This window comes from Methylocaldum gracile (genome assembly GCF_053646815.1).
Genome location: NZ_CM132196.1, coordinates 1531971 through 1546942, shown reverse-complemented (window position 1 = coordinate 1546942; position 14972 = coordinate 1531971). Strand labels below are relative to the sequence as shown.

At 58.2% G+C, this 14972-nt stretch carries 10 protein-coding genes; all 10 read right to left on the bottom strand.

The genetic code is table 11. The features are described 5' to 3' along the window. Nucleotides 1–214 precede the first annotated feature (214 nt). Nucleotides 215–571, bottom strand: a complete 357-nt coding sequence (locus tag ACWJJK_RS06775; protein WP_077730705.1) for a hypothetical protein — start codon at nt 569–571, stop codon at nt 215–217. Nucleotides 572–845: 274 nt separating this feature from the next. Further along, complete coding sequence (locus tag ACWJJK_RS06770; protein ID WP_077730706.1) at nt 846–1208, bottom strand: RHS repeat protein; 363 nt, start codon at nt 1206–1208, stop codon at nt 846–848. A gap of 83 nt (nt 1209–1291) precedes the next feature. Next, nucleotides 1292–1786: a hypothetical protein gene (locus tag ACWJJK_RS06765; RefSeq protein WP_139841062.1), complete on the bottom strand. Its 495-nt coding sequence runs from the start codon at nt 1784–1786 to the stop codon at nt 1292–1294. Between the two features lie 76 nt (nt 1787–1862). Further along, on the bottom strand, nt 1863–2990 hold the full coding sequence (locus ACWJJK_RS06760; protein WP_077730708.1) for an RHS repeat-associated core domain-containing protein: 1128 nt from the start codon (nt 2988–2990) through the stop codon (nt 1863–1865). 91 nt (nt 2991–3081) lie between these two features. Further along, a complete protein-coding gene (locus tag ACWJJK_RS06755) occupies nt 3082–3663 on the bottom strand; it encodes a hypothetical protein (protein WP_077730709.1) in 582 nt (193 codons plus the stop codon). Nucleotides 3664–3679: 16 nt separating this feature from the next. Continuing rightward, complete coding sequence (locus ACWJJK_RS06750; RefSeq protein WP_077730710.1) at nt 3680–4582, bottom strand: RHS repeat-associated core domain-containing protein; 903 nt, start codon at nt 4580–4582, stop codon at nt 3680–3682. 231 nt (nt 4583–4813) lie between these two features. After that, a complete protein-coding gene (locus ACWJJK_RS06745; protein WP_077730711.1) occupies nt 4814–5104 on the bottom strand; it encodes a hypothetical protein in 291 nt (96 codons plus the stop codon). A gap of 2 nt (nt 5105–5106) precedes the next feature. After that, a complete protein-coding gene (locus tag ACWJJK_RS06740; protein WP_077730712.1) occupies nt 5107–6090 on the bottom strand; it encodes an RHS repeat-associated core domain-containing protein in 984 nt (327 codons plus the stop codon). A 121-nt stretch (nt 6091–6211) separates the two neighbouring features. Then, a complete protein-coding gene (locus ACWJJK_RS06735; RefSeq protein ID WP_077730713.1) occupies nt 6212–6574 on the bottom strand; it encodes a hypothetical protein in 363 nt (120 codons plus the stop codon). A gap of 36 nt (nt 6575–6610) precedes the next feature. Continuing rightward, nucleotides 6611–14449, bottom strand: a complete 7839-nt coding sequence (locus ACWJJK_RS06730; protein ID WP_454128772.1) for a PKD domain-containing protein — start codon at nt 14447–14449, stop codon at nt 6611–6613. Nucleotides 14450–14972: the final 523 nt, after the last annotated feature.

The following is a 14972-nucleotide window of genomic DNA, read 5'->3' as shown; positions in this document are numbered from 1 at the left end:
AATTGGCCGAGTGCCGGCAGATTACGATGAGATTGATCAATGCGCGGCGTTCGACCTTATGCAAACCTTTGCCTTTGCATAATCGTCCAAATGCGTGGGAGAAGACCTGATGTTGATCGCGTCATTAACCTTAATAGGTATTGTCGTTACCCGTGTTGCAAAATCGGTAACGCGTCTTTCGATCCATCGTTCAAGAAAGGCCTCGGACGGCCATCTACAGAGTCTTGCGCCTTCGCCGATATCGAGACGCCGCAAAGCCAATCAGCGCTAGGCCCGATGCGATACCGAACAGGCTTACGATTCGTGTCGTCAAGCGCTCTACGCCGGAGTCGGCGCCGACATTGAGCGGGATTCTCAGTATGTCTTGTTCCGGAACGGCATCTGTTCCACCCTTGATCAGGTAGATCGCGTAATACCCATTCGTATCAAGGTCAAAATGCGATTCGATGACACCTTTGGAATAAGTTTTGGCGAGAACCTCCGATATGGTGCGCAGATCCTTGAAGTTTTCAGCATCGCTTTCATCGCCGCCCGTAAACTCCTGTTCGACGATCCGGATGCCGATAGGCATGCTCCTCGGTTCGTTACCGACCAGATCCGCTGTAAAAAACACCTTGCCGGGTGTTGGTATATCTTGGCAGTACGAGCGGAATAACTCTTTCGTTAATCTTGCATCCTGGTTTTCGTCGGACGGCTGGAGATGCACGCTGAAATAGACAGACGCTCGGCCGGGGCGTGGCGTCGAGAAAGGACTCCCGACCTACAGGGTGCTACAGTCGTAGGTCGGCAATCCTTTGCCGACGAACCCGTTGGCCCAACTGTACCGTCGGAAAAGGATTTCCGACCTACTCGCAAGTACCCGTACAGTAGGTATGAAAATGCTCGAGCGGGGAGCTCCCCAGGTGGTCGGAAATGATGTGATAGGCGTGGCCGCCCCGGATGAGGTACGCCGGTACGTTGCCCTTATCGGCATAGACGAAGGCGCTGACGATCTGGTTCTCACCGTCCAGTTCGGCGATCGGGCGGAGCCTGTCCTGGTAGAGGAAGCCTTGGACCGGAGTCCCGTTCACCTGCTTGCCGATGCGCCGGTGTTGGCCGTCGATCCGGTAGTCGATCACCGTGCCGGCTGGCAGGGTGACGTGCCTTAAGTTGCCGAACAGGTCATAGGTAAAGCCAGTGACCAGCCCGCCCACCGTTTTCGATGTCAAGTCGCCGTTGGCAGTGTAGGTATAAGTTCGCGATCGATGCCTATGCGGAGTTTAATCGAAGGGCACTTCGTGGCTCACCGCATTCAATGCAGATTCTTCTGACCAGTGATTTTAAACTCCGGCAAATCTTCTAAACATTCCGTAACGATAAATACCGAAAGATCCGGAATGTTAATTGTATATTGCTTCTCAGAATTCCTATTATTTTTTTTAAGAATAGCATCAAATCCGAACACCTGAACACGAGTATAAGGGTTATGGCTTGGCTCCTTTTCAAGCATAACCATTACATCGTTAGCTTTTCTGACCATTGAAGGACCAAGCTCAGAAAATATTACTTTCTTATTAGGTTCGCTGACCTTCTCGAAAACATAAATAACTTCATCAACCGCTTCGTCAGCATTAATAGCAGGAAAAATACCGTAAATAAATCCGCGTTTCGAGCTCTTTTCCTTTGAATATGAGACTACCCAGTTTTTTGGACGATTAACAATAGCACTTCCAACGAAAATCGTGTCATATATCCTCAAATATTTCTGGACAAATAAAGCACTCCTGTCGATGTCAAACGATGCCAACGAAATTATGCACACTGCGACAAGAAGAACGAAACTCCGCCGAATTTTCATAGAGCAAGAAATTTGGTTGCGATCTTTAAGGGTCTTTGAATGTTGGGACGGGGTCAGCAAGAGCTCCTCCAGCATATGTCCCAGGAACCTGTGCGCCTTTCAGCGCAGCGTCTGCTGCTGATTTCGTCAGGTCCTTAATCGCATCAGAGGTTGCATTTGGGCAATAATTCTTCGGGATTGGTTTGCCCGCTAGAATGTTGCTCATCACTTCATCGTCGTCACGTTTAGCCTTCTTCACGCGTTCCGCGTCTCGCATACCTTCTGAGTACGCGTCGATAAAATCATAAATTGCTTTTCCAGCAGCAATAACAACGACAGCGGCCGCTATTTGCTGAAAAAGTTGCCCATCCGAGTCGATCCAATTCACCGGGTCATTCAAGACATATCCGTATAAGTTAGTGTCCCCGCCGGCAAACCTTATCGGATCCTTCGTCGTCCAGCGCCCCGTCTCCGGATCATAATCCCGCGCGCCGAAACGGACCAGGCCGGTGTCGCGATCGTAGAGGCCGCCGGCATAGCCGAAGGGCTGGAAGCCGGGGTTCGTGTCGAGGATGACCTGGCCCCAAGGGTCGTAGTCCAGCCGCTGCATCACGGTGCCGTCGGCCGTGTTAACGACGAGCCGGGGGCTACCGAGGTGATCCGTGAGGATCCGGTAGGTGTTACCGCCCCGGATCAGGTAGGCCGGCACGTTGGCCTTATCGGCATAGACAAAGCGGCTGACGATCTGGTTCTGGCCATGCAGTTCCGCGATCGGGCGGAGCCTGTCCTGGTAGAGGAAGCCTTGGACCGGAGTCCCGTTCACCTGCTTGCCGATGCGCCGGTGTTGGCCGTCGATCCGGTAGTCGATCACCGTGCCGCCCGGCTGGGTCACCTGCCTTAAGTTACCGAAACCGTCATAGCGGAAGCCGGTGACTTGCCCGCCCACCGTTTTCGATGTCAAGTCGCCGTGGGCGGTGTAGGCGTAGGCGGCTCCGTTGTAGCTCGTGAGCCGGTCCTGGGCGTCGTAGGTGGCGACTTCGACACCGTTGACGGTGGTCCGGTTGCCGTTGGCGTCATAGCCGTAGGTGGCCTGGACGGCTCCGTTCTGCCTGACTTCAGCTCGTGTAGATACCGTATTAGCGTCAGCGTAATGCGCCGAATGGACCGCTCTCATACGGCGGAAGGGTTATCCGGGCGCTCCCCGGACAACCGTTTGCGATTGGGATACGCGAGTACGCTATTTCGCCCTACGCGGGCTAACCCTTTTACGGGTTGATTACGCTCGTTGCAATAGCTTTTATAGTCTGCTGTTGTTGTGTTTTGAACTCATCAAAATTGTCTTGACTTCCGTGATACTCAACTAAAATCTTGCTTGCTTGCACTTTGCAAAATACGTGGAACTGCCGATTATCCAAAGTCTCTGAAGTACCTTCGAACTGAATGCATGTTACAGGCACGCCATTCTCAATATAGGAGTATTTCTTATAGTTCTCGCAGTTTATTCTTGCACACAACTTACTTAATGCTTCTGATAATCGGTCAATATCAAATTTTGCATCTCCAATCATAATATAGCTTTCATTAGGGAAGGTTGTTTTAGATGTGTCAAATTTACCGATTAATATAGGCTGATCATTCGAAATTGAAAATAAAGATGAATCAGTATTTGGGAAAACAAAATAATCATCATCGACAAATAGCTTTATGTTACGCCAACAAATCTCTTTTCCTATCCACATTTTCCAACCATATCTTAAGATATGGTTGGAAAAGTAGTTAACTAGAAACGCGACCCCAATTACGATCAAAACCTTAGCGATAGAATTCGAGTTAATTGTCATGCTCATTAATTAATTGCTTAGATTAAGGGCAGCGCTTTGAGGCTATCTTTGGCAATTTGTTACCGAAATTGAATTCAAGCTTCTTGCTAGCAACACCGAATTCTGATGCATCTTTTGCTAGCTGCTTTGTGGCATCTTGGTATTTATCGTCTGCTTTTTCAGCATTGTTTGGCTCCCCTTTTAATAACTTATCTAGCTCTTGATGTCTTTGTTTCCCTGCGTCATTTGCTTTCTTTGCTGCATTTTGTGCGGTCATAAGATTATCTATGACGTTATAAATTGCATAGCCAGTAGCAATAATACCAATGGCTGCCGCTGGGGATAATGTGCCTTCGGCATCAATAGAATTTATCGGATCATTCAATACATATCCGTATAGGTTGGTGTCCCCACCGGCAAACCGAATCGGATCCTTCGCCGTCCAGCGCCCCGTCTCCGGATCATAATCCCTTGCGCCGAAGCGGACCAGGCCGGTGTCGCGGTCGTAGAGGCCGCCGGCAAAGCCGAAGGGCTGGAAGCCCGGGTTCGTATCGAGGATGATCTGGCCCCAGGCGTCGTAGTCGAGCCGCTGCATCACGGTGCCGTCTGCGGTGTGGACGACCAGTCGGGGGCTGCCGAGGTGATCGGAAATAATCCGGTAGGTGTGGCCGTCCCGGATCAAATACGCCGGCACGTGGCTCTTATCGGCATAGACGAAACGGCTGACGATCTGGTTCTGGCCATGCAGTTCCGCGATCGGGCGGAGCCCGTCCTGGTAAAGGAAGCCTTGGACCCGAGTGCCGTTCACCTGCTTGCCGATGCGCCGGTTGCGCCCGTCGATCCGGTAGTCGATCACCGTACCGTCCGGCAGGGTCACCTGCCGTAAGTTCCCGAACACGTCATAGCTGAAGCCGGTGACCTGCCCGCCCACCGTTTTCGATTTCAAGTCGCCGTTGGCGGTGTAGGCATAGCCCGCGTAGGATGTGCCGACGAAGGAGGCGCATCGATCGTGAACTCGAACGATGCGGTTCCTGCGTCACCGCATCCTACGCGGGCTTCATGGCGCTTGACCCGTATAACAGTATCTACGCCGGCTTATCGGCATAGACGAAGCGGCTGACAACTTGGTTCTGGCCGTTGAGTTCCGCGACCGATGCGCTTCGTGCCTCAGCGCAACCTATGCGGGCTGTTCCAGTAGTTGACGCAACTTGAAAAGAGCTTCATTTACAACCTTTTCGCTAATGGAGTCCAGAACACCATTATTTTTTTCAAGCGCATATGACCATGCCGACTCCAAATCTGAGATACAACTTGTAAATTGATGCTCCCAATCTGACTCCACTTTCGATAGTGCATCTCTCAAAAAAATAAGATCACCTATCAAAGCGCTCAAGCCAATTGTCCCTTTGGTATAGGAGTCAATCTGCTTATGCATTAATGCTAATTGCCGGATATCGTGTTCATTCACAGCTATCGCTTCCCTGGAATTACGGTAACAACGTCATTACCCTCAACTATTACGGTGATGTTATTGTCTGAGTTGTAAATTCTCGTTCGATCGGGAATAGGATCTGGCGAACGTTGGCCATTCTTAATTGTGTCTTCAATAACTGATGGTGTTAAACCACGATTCTGCATCTGATCTAGTGCATGTCCGCAATACCGGCGACCATTGACAACTGCATCCGGATTACGAGTTTGTTGATATGGAGCATTTTGTAACGGAAATCCATTTCTACCGCTTGGCGCACTTGCAGGGGGCGCAAATTTAGCTCCCCCTAAACCGGCGCCAAAACCACTGCCGCCACCACCGCCACCCCCACCTCCCGGACCGAATGGGCCAAAAGGGCTGGCAGGATCGGTGTTAACAAGCCCTAAAGGATCAACCCAATTGATCGGATCATTCAGAACATAGGCATAGAGATTACTATCGCCGCCGCGGAACCGTATCGGATCCTTCGCCGTCCAGCGCCCCGTCTCCGGATCATAATCCCGCGCACCGAAGCGGACCAGGCCGGTGTCGCGGTCGTAGAGGCCGCCGGCAAAGCCGAAGGGCTGGAAGCCCGGGTTCGTATCGAGGATGATCTGGCCCCAGGCGTCGTAGTCGAGCCGCTGCATCACGGTGCCGTCTGCGGTGTGGACGACCAGTCGGGGGCTGCCGAGGTGATCGGAAATAATCCGGTAGGTGTGGCCGTCCCGGATCAAATACGCCGGCACGTGGCTCTTATCGGCATAGACGAAGCGGCTGACGATCTGGTTCTCACCGTCCAGCTCCGCGATCGGGCAGAGCCCGTCCTGGTAGAGGAAGCCTTGGACCGGAGTCCCGTTCACCTGCTTGCCTATGCGCCGGTGTTGGCCGTCGATCCGGTAGTCGATCACCGTGCCGTCCGGCAGGGTGACGTGTCTTAAGTAGCCGAACGCATCATAGCTGAAGGCGGTGACCTGGCCACCCACCGTTTTCGTTTACAGGTCGCTGTTGGCGTCATGACCGTAAGTTCGCGATCGATGCGGTTCGTGCCTCGGCGCATCCTATGCGAGCTGGCTCGCCAAATTGCACAGATCATTCCTCCCGAGCTCATATACATTGGCTCAGTTCGTGTAAAACTTCAGAGGCAGAGTGGGTAATGACACTCCACTCTTGGCTATCAAGTAAAACTTTTATATCAATATTTTCTATTGCCTCATAATCGAAACTATTTAGAAGATTTCTTAATCTATTGAGGCTTACTTTTTGTTGGCTTGTTAATCCAAATTGATCCGCATAGTTATCAATTAGGTTATCAAGATCGTAGTCATCAAAAATCTGGCAATAGATTTCATCTAACGAGGGAAAACAGATATTCTCATGAAGGACCCATGCTCTATACTGCTTTTCTGCATTTGCGATGTTACCAATGACTGATAAGATCCCTGAAATCCATTTTTCTCTGTCCATCATGGCAAAAACCCTCTTACGACCATTCTTCTCTTTGAATCATGGGAATGGGAATTTAAACTCGTTTATAGGAATGTGAGCTTCCGGGGAATTCGTATTAACGGGATTCCCATTAATATCGTAAGCTGTACCATCTTTCGTGTATTTGAAATATGGCTTCTGTTGAGCCGGATTTGGACTATTAGGATTTCCTGGCATAAATCGGAACCGCTCGTGAGGGTTGTTTGGATTAATGCATTGGAGTCCACCTCCCTTTTTGGTTGGCTTCAATATCCAATCAGGTGGCAGTCCAGCAGGGGGCTGAACCGGAAGCTCACCGTTTCCTAATTCATTGACGTGAAATAGTAAATCTAGCACTAGACTGCCCGGAGAGATCGGCAATTTTTCGCCTGCCAGCCCAAGAGCATCAATCCAATTTATCGGGTCATCCAGAACATAGGCATACAGATTCGCATCGCCTCCTTCGAACCGAATCGGATCCTTGGCCGTCCAGCGTCCTGTTTCCGGATCGTAATCCCTTGCGCCGAAGCGGACCAGGCCGGTGTCGCGGTCGTAGAGGCCGCCGGAAAAGCCGAACGGCTGGAAGCCGGGATTCGTGTCGAGGATGACTTGGCCCCAGGCGTCGTAGTCCAGCCGCTGGACGACGGTGCCGTCGACCGTGTTGACGACGAGCCTGGGACTCCCAAGGTGATCCGAGATGATCCGGTAGGTGCTGCCGCCCCGGATCAGGTAGGCCGGCACGTTGGCCTTATCGGCATAGACAAAGCGGCTGACGATCTGGTTCTGGCCATGCAGTTCCGCGATCGGGCGGAGCCCGTCCTGGTAGAGGAAACCTTGGACCAGGGTGCCGTTCACCGTTTTACCGATCCGTCGGTTGCGTCCGTCGATCAGGTAGTCGATCACCGTACCGCCCGGCAGGGTCACCTGCCGTAAGTTGCCGAACACATCATAGCTGAAGCCGGTGACCTGCCCGCCCACCGTTTTCGTTTTCAAGTCGCCGTTGGCGGTGTAGGCAAAGGCGGTCCCGTTGTAGCTCGTGAGCCGGTCCTGGGCATCGTAGCTGGCGACTTCGAGCCCATTGAGGTGGGTCCGGTTGCCGTTGGCGTCATAGCCGTAGGTCGCCTGGACGGTCCCGTTTCTCCTGACTTCAGTCAAGCGGCCCGCGAGGTCGTAAGTGTAGACGGTGGTATCGGTCTGGCCGTTGACGGTCTCGGTCTTCTGGGTGATCCGGCCGAGGGCATCTCGGGTGTAGCCAGTCGAAAAGACGGGGCTGCTGTCGACATTGGCCGTGTAGCCTTGCACCTCGCCGAAACCGCTGTAGGTGAGGCTGTCGGTGACCGTCCCGAGCGCTGTGCCGGTCAAGAGACCGTTTTGGGCATGGCGCGTCAGGGTCAGGGCACCGGCCGAGATCAACAGGCTGTCGGCATCGTAGCCGTAGGCGATGGGATCGGCGCCGTTGAGTTTGATGTCCTTGATCCGGAAGTCGGTGTCGTAGGCGTAGCCGACCGTGCCAGCGATGGACCCGGTCCAGGCGGTTTGGGTGAGGAGCGCGCCGTCATAGGCATAACTGAGCCCGAGGCTTCCCGGTGCGGTCAGGGCTTGCAGGCGCCCGGCGGAATCGTAGGCGTAGGTGGTCTCGCCGTGGGGCGCCGTCACCTTCTGGAGCCGTCCGCCCGCATCGTAGGCGAAGGTCACGGTCTCGCCGCCGGGTCGGGTGATCTGGGTGAGTTGCTTGTCCCGGTTGTATTGGTAGTGGGTGGCCGGGTCCGCCGCCTCGACCGTGGGCGGGGTGTAGTGCTCGGTCTGGTCGAGGGGCGTGTAGTCGAAGAGGTGCGCGGGCTGGCCCGGCGGCAGGAGCGAGGTGAGATTGCCGTTGGCATCGTAGCCGAACTGCACGGACCGGCCGTCGGGCAGGGTCTTGAGGGTAACCCGGCCGGCCAGGTCGTACTCGTAGCTCACGGTTCGACCGAGCGGATCGGTGACGGTGTGGAGCCAGCCTTGGCTCGGGCCGTCGGCGTAGTAGTCGTAATGCACCGTGCGTGCGTCTATGCCCTGGCCGCGGATCGCCTCTTGCCGCCGTCCGCGGGCATCATAGACGAACTGCTCCGGCGCCAGTTCGGGCACTTGGCGGCTCACCGGTCGGCCCCGGTCGTTCACGACCGTGGTGAGGGTCCGTCCCACGGGCGAGGTGGCGGTAAAGGTCCGGCTGAGGGCGTCGAAGACCGTTTGAGACGTTTTGCCGTTCACCGTCCGGGTCTCGGTGAAGGTGGTGAGGCTCAGAAGATTACTGGGATCGGCCAGGGTGGCGGTGCGGTTCCTGGTCACTGTGGCGGTGAGACCGCTCGGGGTTTTCACGGTCGTCGAAGCCGCCACCGGCGCCTGCATGCCGAAGCGTGGATCGGGGCCTTCCAGAACTGTGGTGAGGGTGCCGTCTGGGGCGGTGACGGTCTCCTCGCCAGTGGTCTTGAACAGGCGATCGAGCACCGTGCCGTCCGGGTAAGTGTTGACCTGCCGGCGATCGCCAGTGGTCAAGTGCTCCACGGCGAATTGGGTAGTGCAGCCTTCGGCCGTGGTCATGGCGGTGGTATAGCCGCTGTCCTCAGCCGTGGCGGTGACGGTCCAGCCGCCGCCAGCCGCATTGACATCCTGGCTCAGGCGCCCCAGATCATCGTAGGTAAAGATATTGGATTGCTGCTTGGGATCGGTGAACGCGGTGAGGAGCCCATCTGCCGTATAACTCATGCGATGGGTCTCGCCGGCGGGATTGGTTACCGTCGCCAGATGGCCGTGCGAGTCCAGGGTCAATGTGGTTCGCTGGCCGTCCGGCGCGACGATGGCGGTGGGATTGCCCGCCGCATCTCGTTCAAGAGTGGTGATGTCGCCGTCGACATCCGTGACGGTGCTCAACCGTCCGGCATCGTCATAGGCAAAGCGATACCGAACCGCGCCGGTCAGGGCATTCAAGGTCCGCAAGTGTCGGCCCTGAAGATCGAAATGATAGAGTTCGAGGCCGTCGGATGAGGGGATCAGGAGGTCTTCCTTGCCGAGTCCCGGAAAGGCTGCTGCCACCCGCCGGATGCGATAGTTGTATGCATCCGCGATGTACAGGCTACCGTCGGGACTCACGGCTACTCCAGTGGGACTAAGTTTCGCCTGGGTGGCCGGCCCGCCGTCGCCGCCAAAGCCATACTGCCCGGTGCCGGCCACGGTGGTGATGATGCCGTCCGGCCCGACACGCCGGATGCGCTCGTTGTACGTATCCGCGATGTACAGGCTGCCGTCGGGCCCCACGGCCACGCCATAGGGATGATAGAGTTTCGCCTGACTAGCCGGTCCGCCGTCGCCGCTAAAGCCAGCCTGCCCGGTGCCGGCCACGGTGGTGATGATGCCGTCCGGCCCGACTCGGCGGATGCGCCAGTTGCCCGAATCGGCAATGTAAAGCCCGCCATCAGAACTCATGGCGACGCCTTCCGGAAAGTTGAGTTGCGCATGGGTCGCCGGCCCGCCGTCGCCGCTATAGCCGTAGGTAAAGAGGAACTCCCCAGTGCCGGCGATCGTGCTGATGATCCCGTCCGGTCCCACCCGCCGGATACGGTCGTTGAGTCGATCCGCGATATACAGGCTGCCGTCCGGACCCACGGCAACGCCGGTCGGCTCGTATAGTCGCGCCAGAGTGGCCGGCCCGCCATCACCGCTGAAGCTCGCGTACCCGGTGCCGGCGACGGTGCTAATGATCCCATCCGGATCCACCCGGCGGATGCGATGGTTGCCCGAATCGGCAATGTACAGGCAGCCATCGGCGCCCACGGCAACGCCGTAGGGAGAGGTGAGTTGCGCCCGGATGGCCGGCCCGCCGTCGCCGCTGAAGCCCCACTCGCCAGTGCCGGCGATCGTGCTGATGATCCCGTCCGGGCTCACCCGCCGAATGCGCTCGTTGTACGTATCCGCGATGTACAGGCTGCCGTCCGGACCTACGGCAACGCCAGAGGGATTGAAGAACGTCGCTTGGGTGGCCGGTCCACCATCGCCGCTAAAGCCCGAGTCCCCGGTGCCAGTCACGGTGGTAACAATTTTTCCGAAATCATTCGCCCCGCGCTGCTGACCGCTCCCCAGCGCCAGCACCCGGTGGACTATATCGTACGCATGATGGATATCGAGGCTCCACCCACCCAGGGCTTCCGAGGCTAGTACCTCGAGCCGATCCCCGACCAACTCTTTTTGCCAGGTCCGTTCCAACGTAATCGTGGACGCTTCACGTCGGCCGATGGCGGTTCCGGCGGCGGAGCTGGCTTGGGCGAAACTCTGCTCGAAATCCGATCGGGAGGTATAGTAAGCGCCGTAATAACGATAGCGGACTTTCACCATAGCCTTAGCCGTGCCGGTGACGGGACGGCCATATGCGTCCAAGCCATTCCATTCAAAGCGATAGGTCTGGTTCGGGACCGCTGGGAAGGACTGGGTAAAAGTTTGTCCCGCGACGGCAACGGACAGCTCGATGCCTTGAAGGCTCGCCGGGATATCGGCCCCGGACAAGCGAATGGCGGTTACCCGGTCGGGCTTATACCCTGGTGCCCGCCGGCTCAGATAATGCAAGGTGTAAGGCGTGCCGGTGATCGGAAGCTCCTCGCCCACCGTCTGCGCCTGCGGGTTGATACTGCAGCCGTTACAGTCGTCGCTGTCCTTGTCCGGCGGCGGGTCCTGGGTGTCGTCAGGGGGCGGCGGCACCGTGGCATCCGCCGGCGGTCCATAGGGCCAATTGAAATCCCAGGGCGTGAAATGGGTGACCGGCACGCGCCACAGGCTCTTGCCCGGCGCATACAGTGCTGCCAATTGCGCCTGCTCCTCGGGCGTGATACCGAGGTCGGAGAGCGTTTCCACATCGTCTGGCTGCCCGTCGCCGTCGGTGTCCAGATCCACTAGCCCGCCGGCAACGCTCAAGACCTTGATGACCCGACCATTGTCGGAGGAAATCCAGGCGCCTCTGCTTCTGTCGTACCACCCCGCTGGCACAATCTCGCCCACCGGGAAGTTGAGGAAATTGTCGACATAGACCGGCACCGGCTGACTGAAGCTGACCGTCTTCGCGCCCGCGGCGATGGCCTCGTCCGCCGAGAGTTCCACCGCATAGGTGTAGCCCGAGGTTGGCGGCAAGAGGCCGGGCATGGTCTTGGGGCCGTTCTCGCCCACCGTGTATTCGGTGGCGCGCACATGCAGTGCGCTGAGCGGCTGCTGGGTGCCGTCCGGCAGGGTCAGCACGGCCTGGGTGCCCTGTGGGAACAGCACGGTCGCCTGGCGGCTGCCGTCGGCATCGCTCGTCACGCTCCCTTGCGCCACCTGGAAAGGTTGGGTGGTGTCCGCCAAATCGATGGTGCTGACCTCGGGGTCGAGCGGGATCAGCACGACGTCCTCGGACACGGCGAAGTCCTGCCACGGCGCGTTGAGTTGTCGCTGGGCGGGGAGGAAACCGGGTTTGGCGTAGTTGAGGGTCAACAGGCCCCCGCCGTTGACCGCGAGGTCGAATTGCCCGTCGGCGCGGCTCAGCGTTTGGCCGAATTCAGGGTGGTCCTTGACGGTGACGGTCACGCCCGGCAAGGGGGCGTTGGTCTTGTCCCGCACGGTCCCGCGGAGCACGGCGGCGCGTTTGGGCTCGATCGTGCCCTCGGCGACACCGGTCTGGATCGGGTTGGAGCCGGTGTAGAGGAATTTTGTTGCATCGGCCACCGGGGTGGCGACGGTCGGATCCAAGGGCGGAGCCACTTGGGCGGGATCGGGCGGCAAATTCCCGCTGGTGCCGCCACTGACCACGATCTTAAAGCTCTGGCTGGCCGTACCGCCCCGCCCGTCGCTGACCGTGACGGTGACGGCAAACGTTCCTTCCGCCGTCGGCGTCCACTGGATCACCCCGGTCGCGACATCGAGGCTCATGCCGGCCGGCGCCGTGGCGAGACTGAAAACCAGGACATCGCCGTCGGCATCGGTGGCGTCGACATCGTAAACATAGCTCTGGCCGACGGTCGCCGCGGTCAACGGGGCGGACGTGATGGCCGGCAGCACGTTGGGCGGCAGCGCCACCTGGATCAGCGCGGTATCGGGGTGGCTCGAAAGCTGCCCGTCGTGGACGATCAGCTGGGCCACGTAATCGCCCGGGCGATCCGCCAGGAAGGTCGTCGCGGCCGTGAGCGGATCGCTCAACACCGCCTCACTGCCGTCGGGCGTGCTCACCAAGGACCATTGGTAGCTCAAGATGTCGCCGTCCGGGTCGCTGGACCCGGCGCCGCTCAGGCTGATCGTGGTCCCGGCAAGCGCGGCCTGGTCGGGGCCTGCATCGGCGACGGGCCGGCTGTTGACGGTGCTGACGGTGACCGTATCGGGCACGCTGTCGACCTGGCCGTCGTGGACGATGAGCTGGGCGACATAGGCACCCGGCCGGTCGACGGTGAAGGTCGGGGTCGCCGAGTCCCGGGCGGCCAGCGCGGCGGTGCTGCCGTCGGGCACCGACGTCAGGGACCAGTGATAGCTGAGAACGTCGCCGTCCGCATCAAGCGAACCCGAGCCGTCGAGTTGGACCAAAGTGCCGACCGGAACACTCTGGTCCGGACCCGCGGCCGCAATGGGACGGCTGTTGAGAGTGGTGATCACGACCGTATCCGGGTCGCTGTCGGCGGATCCGTCGTTGACGATGAGCTGGACCACGTACGTGCCCGGCCGGTCCACGCCGAAAACAGGTTGAATCGCCGCGGAATCGGACAGGACCGCGGCGCTGCCCTCCGGTTGATTGATCAAGGCCCAGCGGTAAGTCAAGCGGTCGCCGTCCAGATCGGTGGAACCGCTGCCGTTCAAGGTGACGGCGTCGCCGACGTAGACGCTTTGATCGGGGCCCGCCTCGGCGGTTGGTTTCGAATTGAGGGTAGCGATCGAAACCAGATCGGGCTCGCTGCTGGCCAGGCCGTCATGGACCACCAATTGCGCCGAATAATAGCCGGGCCGGTCCAGCGTCAACGTCGGGGTGGCGGAACCGGGATCGGACAATTGTGCCGTGCTGCCGCCCGGCGCCAGGGTAAGAGTCCACTGGTAGCTCAGGGGGTCGCCGTCCACGTCGCTGGAGCCGAGGCCATCCAGATGGATCGTGGCGCCGACGACACCGGTTTGATCGGGACCCGCGTTCGCCACCGGGGCACTGTTGACCGTGCTGACGGTGACGGTATCCGGGACGCTCGCCAGTTGCCCGTCATCAACCACGAGTTGGACCGTGTAGGTGCCTGGCTTGTCGATCGTGAACGTCGGATTCACCGCGGTGCGATCCGACAGGATCGCGGTGCTGCCGTTGGGTTTTTCGGTAAAGGTCCATCGAAAAGTGAGAGGATCGCCGTCGCCGTCGCTGGAGGCGCTGCCGTCCAGGTAGACGGTCGTGCCCACCGGGGCGGTTTGATCCGGGCCGGCCTCCGCCACTGGGCGCGAGTCATGACCGAAGCGCCACTCCAGCAGCGAGGGGCGGAATTTGACATTGGCAGGCTTTTGAATGGTGAAGGTGTCGCGGCTGACGACGGTGGCACCGGCCGGCACATGGCCGAACGCGAGATCGCCGTCGATCACCACGATACGGGAATCGCGGCTGACGAGCCGCGCACTGACGCGGTACGCGTCCACCGCGGCGGTCGAAGTGAGGCTTGCCCGATAGGTATGCTCGAAGAGATTCTTCCGGCGGTGGATCTTTTTGCCGACTTCCTTGTACGAACCGATGGTGAAGACGGAAGATGATGATCCGCCCTTCCCTTCGGTGGCGACCGTCAGCGTTCCCCAGAGAAGCAGTCCGCAGAACGCGAGACACAAGCTCAGCACGAATCCCGCCCTAAACTGAGACAGCCGCTCGATCCCCATCCGTATTCCCCTTTTGTTTTTTCTCGGCCTTGTTCGACGCGCACGTCGATCCTGTCACAGTTTAGTGACACATTTTCGAAGTTGAAGCCAAGAGCTTGTAAGCCTCGGCGGATCTTTTTGTGAGCGTAGGCTTACATGAAGGGCGAGCCCTTGTTGCAAGGGAGATTGCGGCTGATCGGTGGCTGAATCAGCCCGTTACGTCGGGAAGGGATTCCCGACCTACTTGGTGACGCAGTTGTAGGTCGGCAATCCTTTGCCGACGAACCCGTTGGCCCAACGAAACCGTTGGGAATGGATTCCCCGACCTACTCGCGAATGCCCGTACAGTCGGTATGAAAATGCTCGAGGCGCGACGACGCCGTGGGGCCGCCCCCACAAGAAGGAGCAACGTCGCCAGGGTGGCCCGCCAGCCGTGCAATCGGGTGCGTAGCGGCTTCACCAAACGGTGAGATCGGTAGAAGGTAGGACGGTCAGAATTTATACGGCTTTTCTACTCCTTCTAAGCGGTCAACAGCCGGTTCTA

Bases quoted from the DNA above. Each gene is read 5' to 3' on its own strand.
- ACWJJK_RS06775 (WP_077730705.1), bottom strand. From the start codon at position 571: ATGCCTATCGGCATCCGGATCGTCGAACAGGAGTTTACGGGCGGCGAT.
- ACWJJK_RS06760 (WP_077730708.1), bottom strand. From the start codon at position 2,990: ATGAGAGCGGTCCATTCGGCGCATTACGCTGACGCTAATACGGTATCT.
- ACWJJK_RS06755 (WP_077730709.1), bottom strand. From the start codon at position 3,663: ATGAGCATGACAATTAACTCGAATTCTATCGCTAAGGTTTTGATCGTA.
- ACWJJK_RS06735 (WP_077730713.1), bottom strand. From the start codon at position 6,574: ATGATGGACAGAGAAAAATGGATTTCAGGGATCTTATCAGTCATTGGT.
- ACWJJK_RS06730 (WP_454128772.1), bottom strand. From the start codon at position 14,449: ATGGGGATCGAGCGGCTGTCTCAGTTTAGGGCGGGATTCGTGCTGAGC.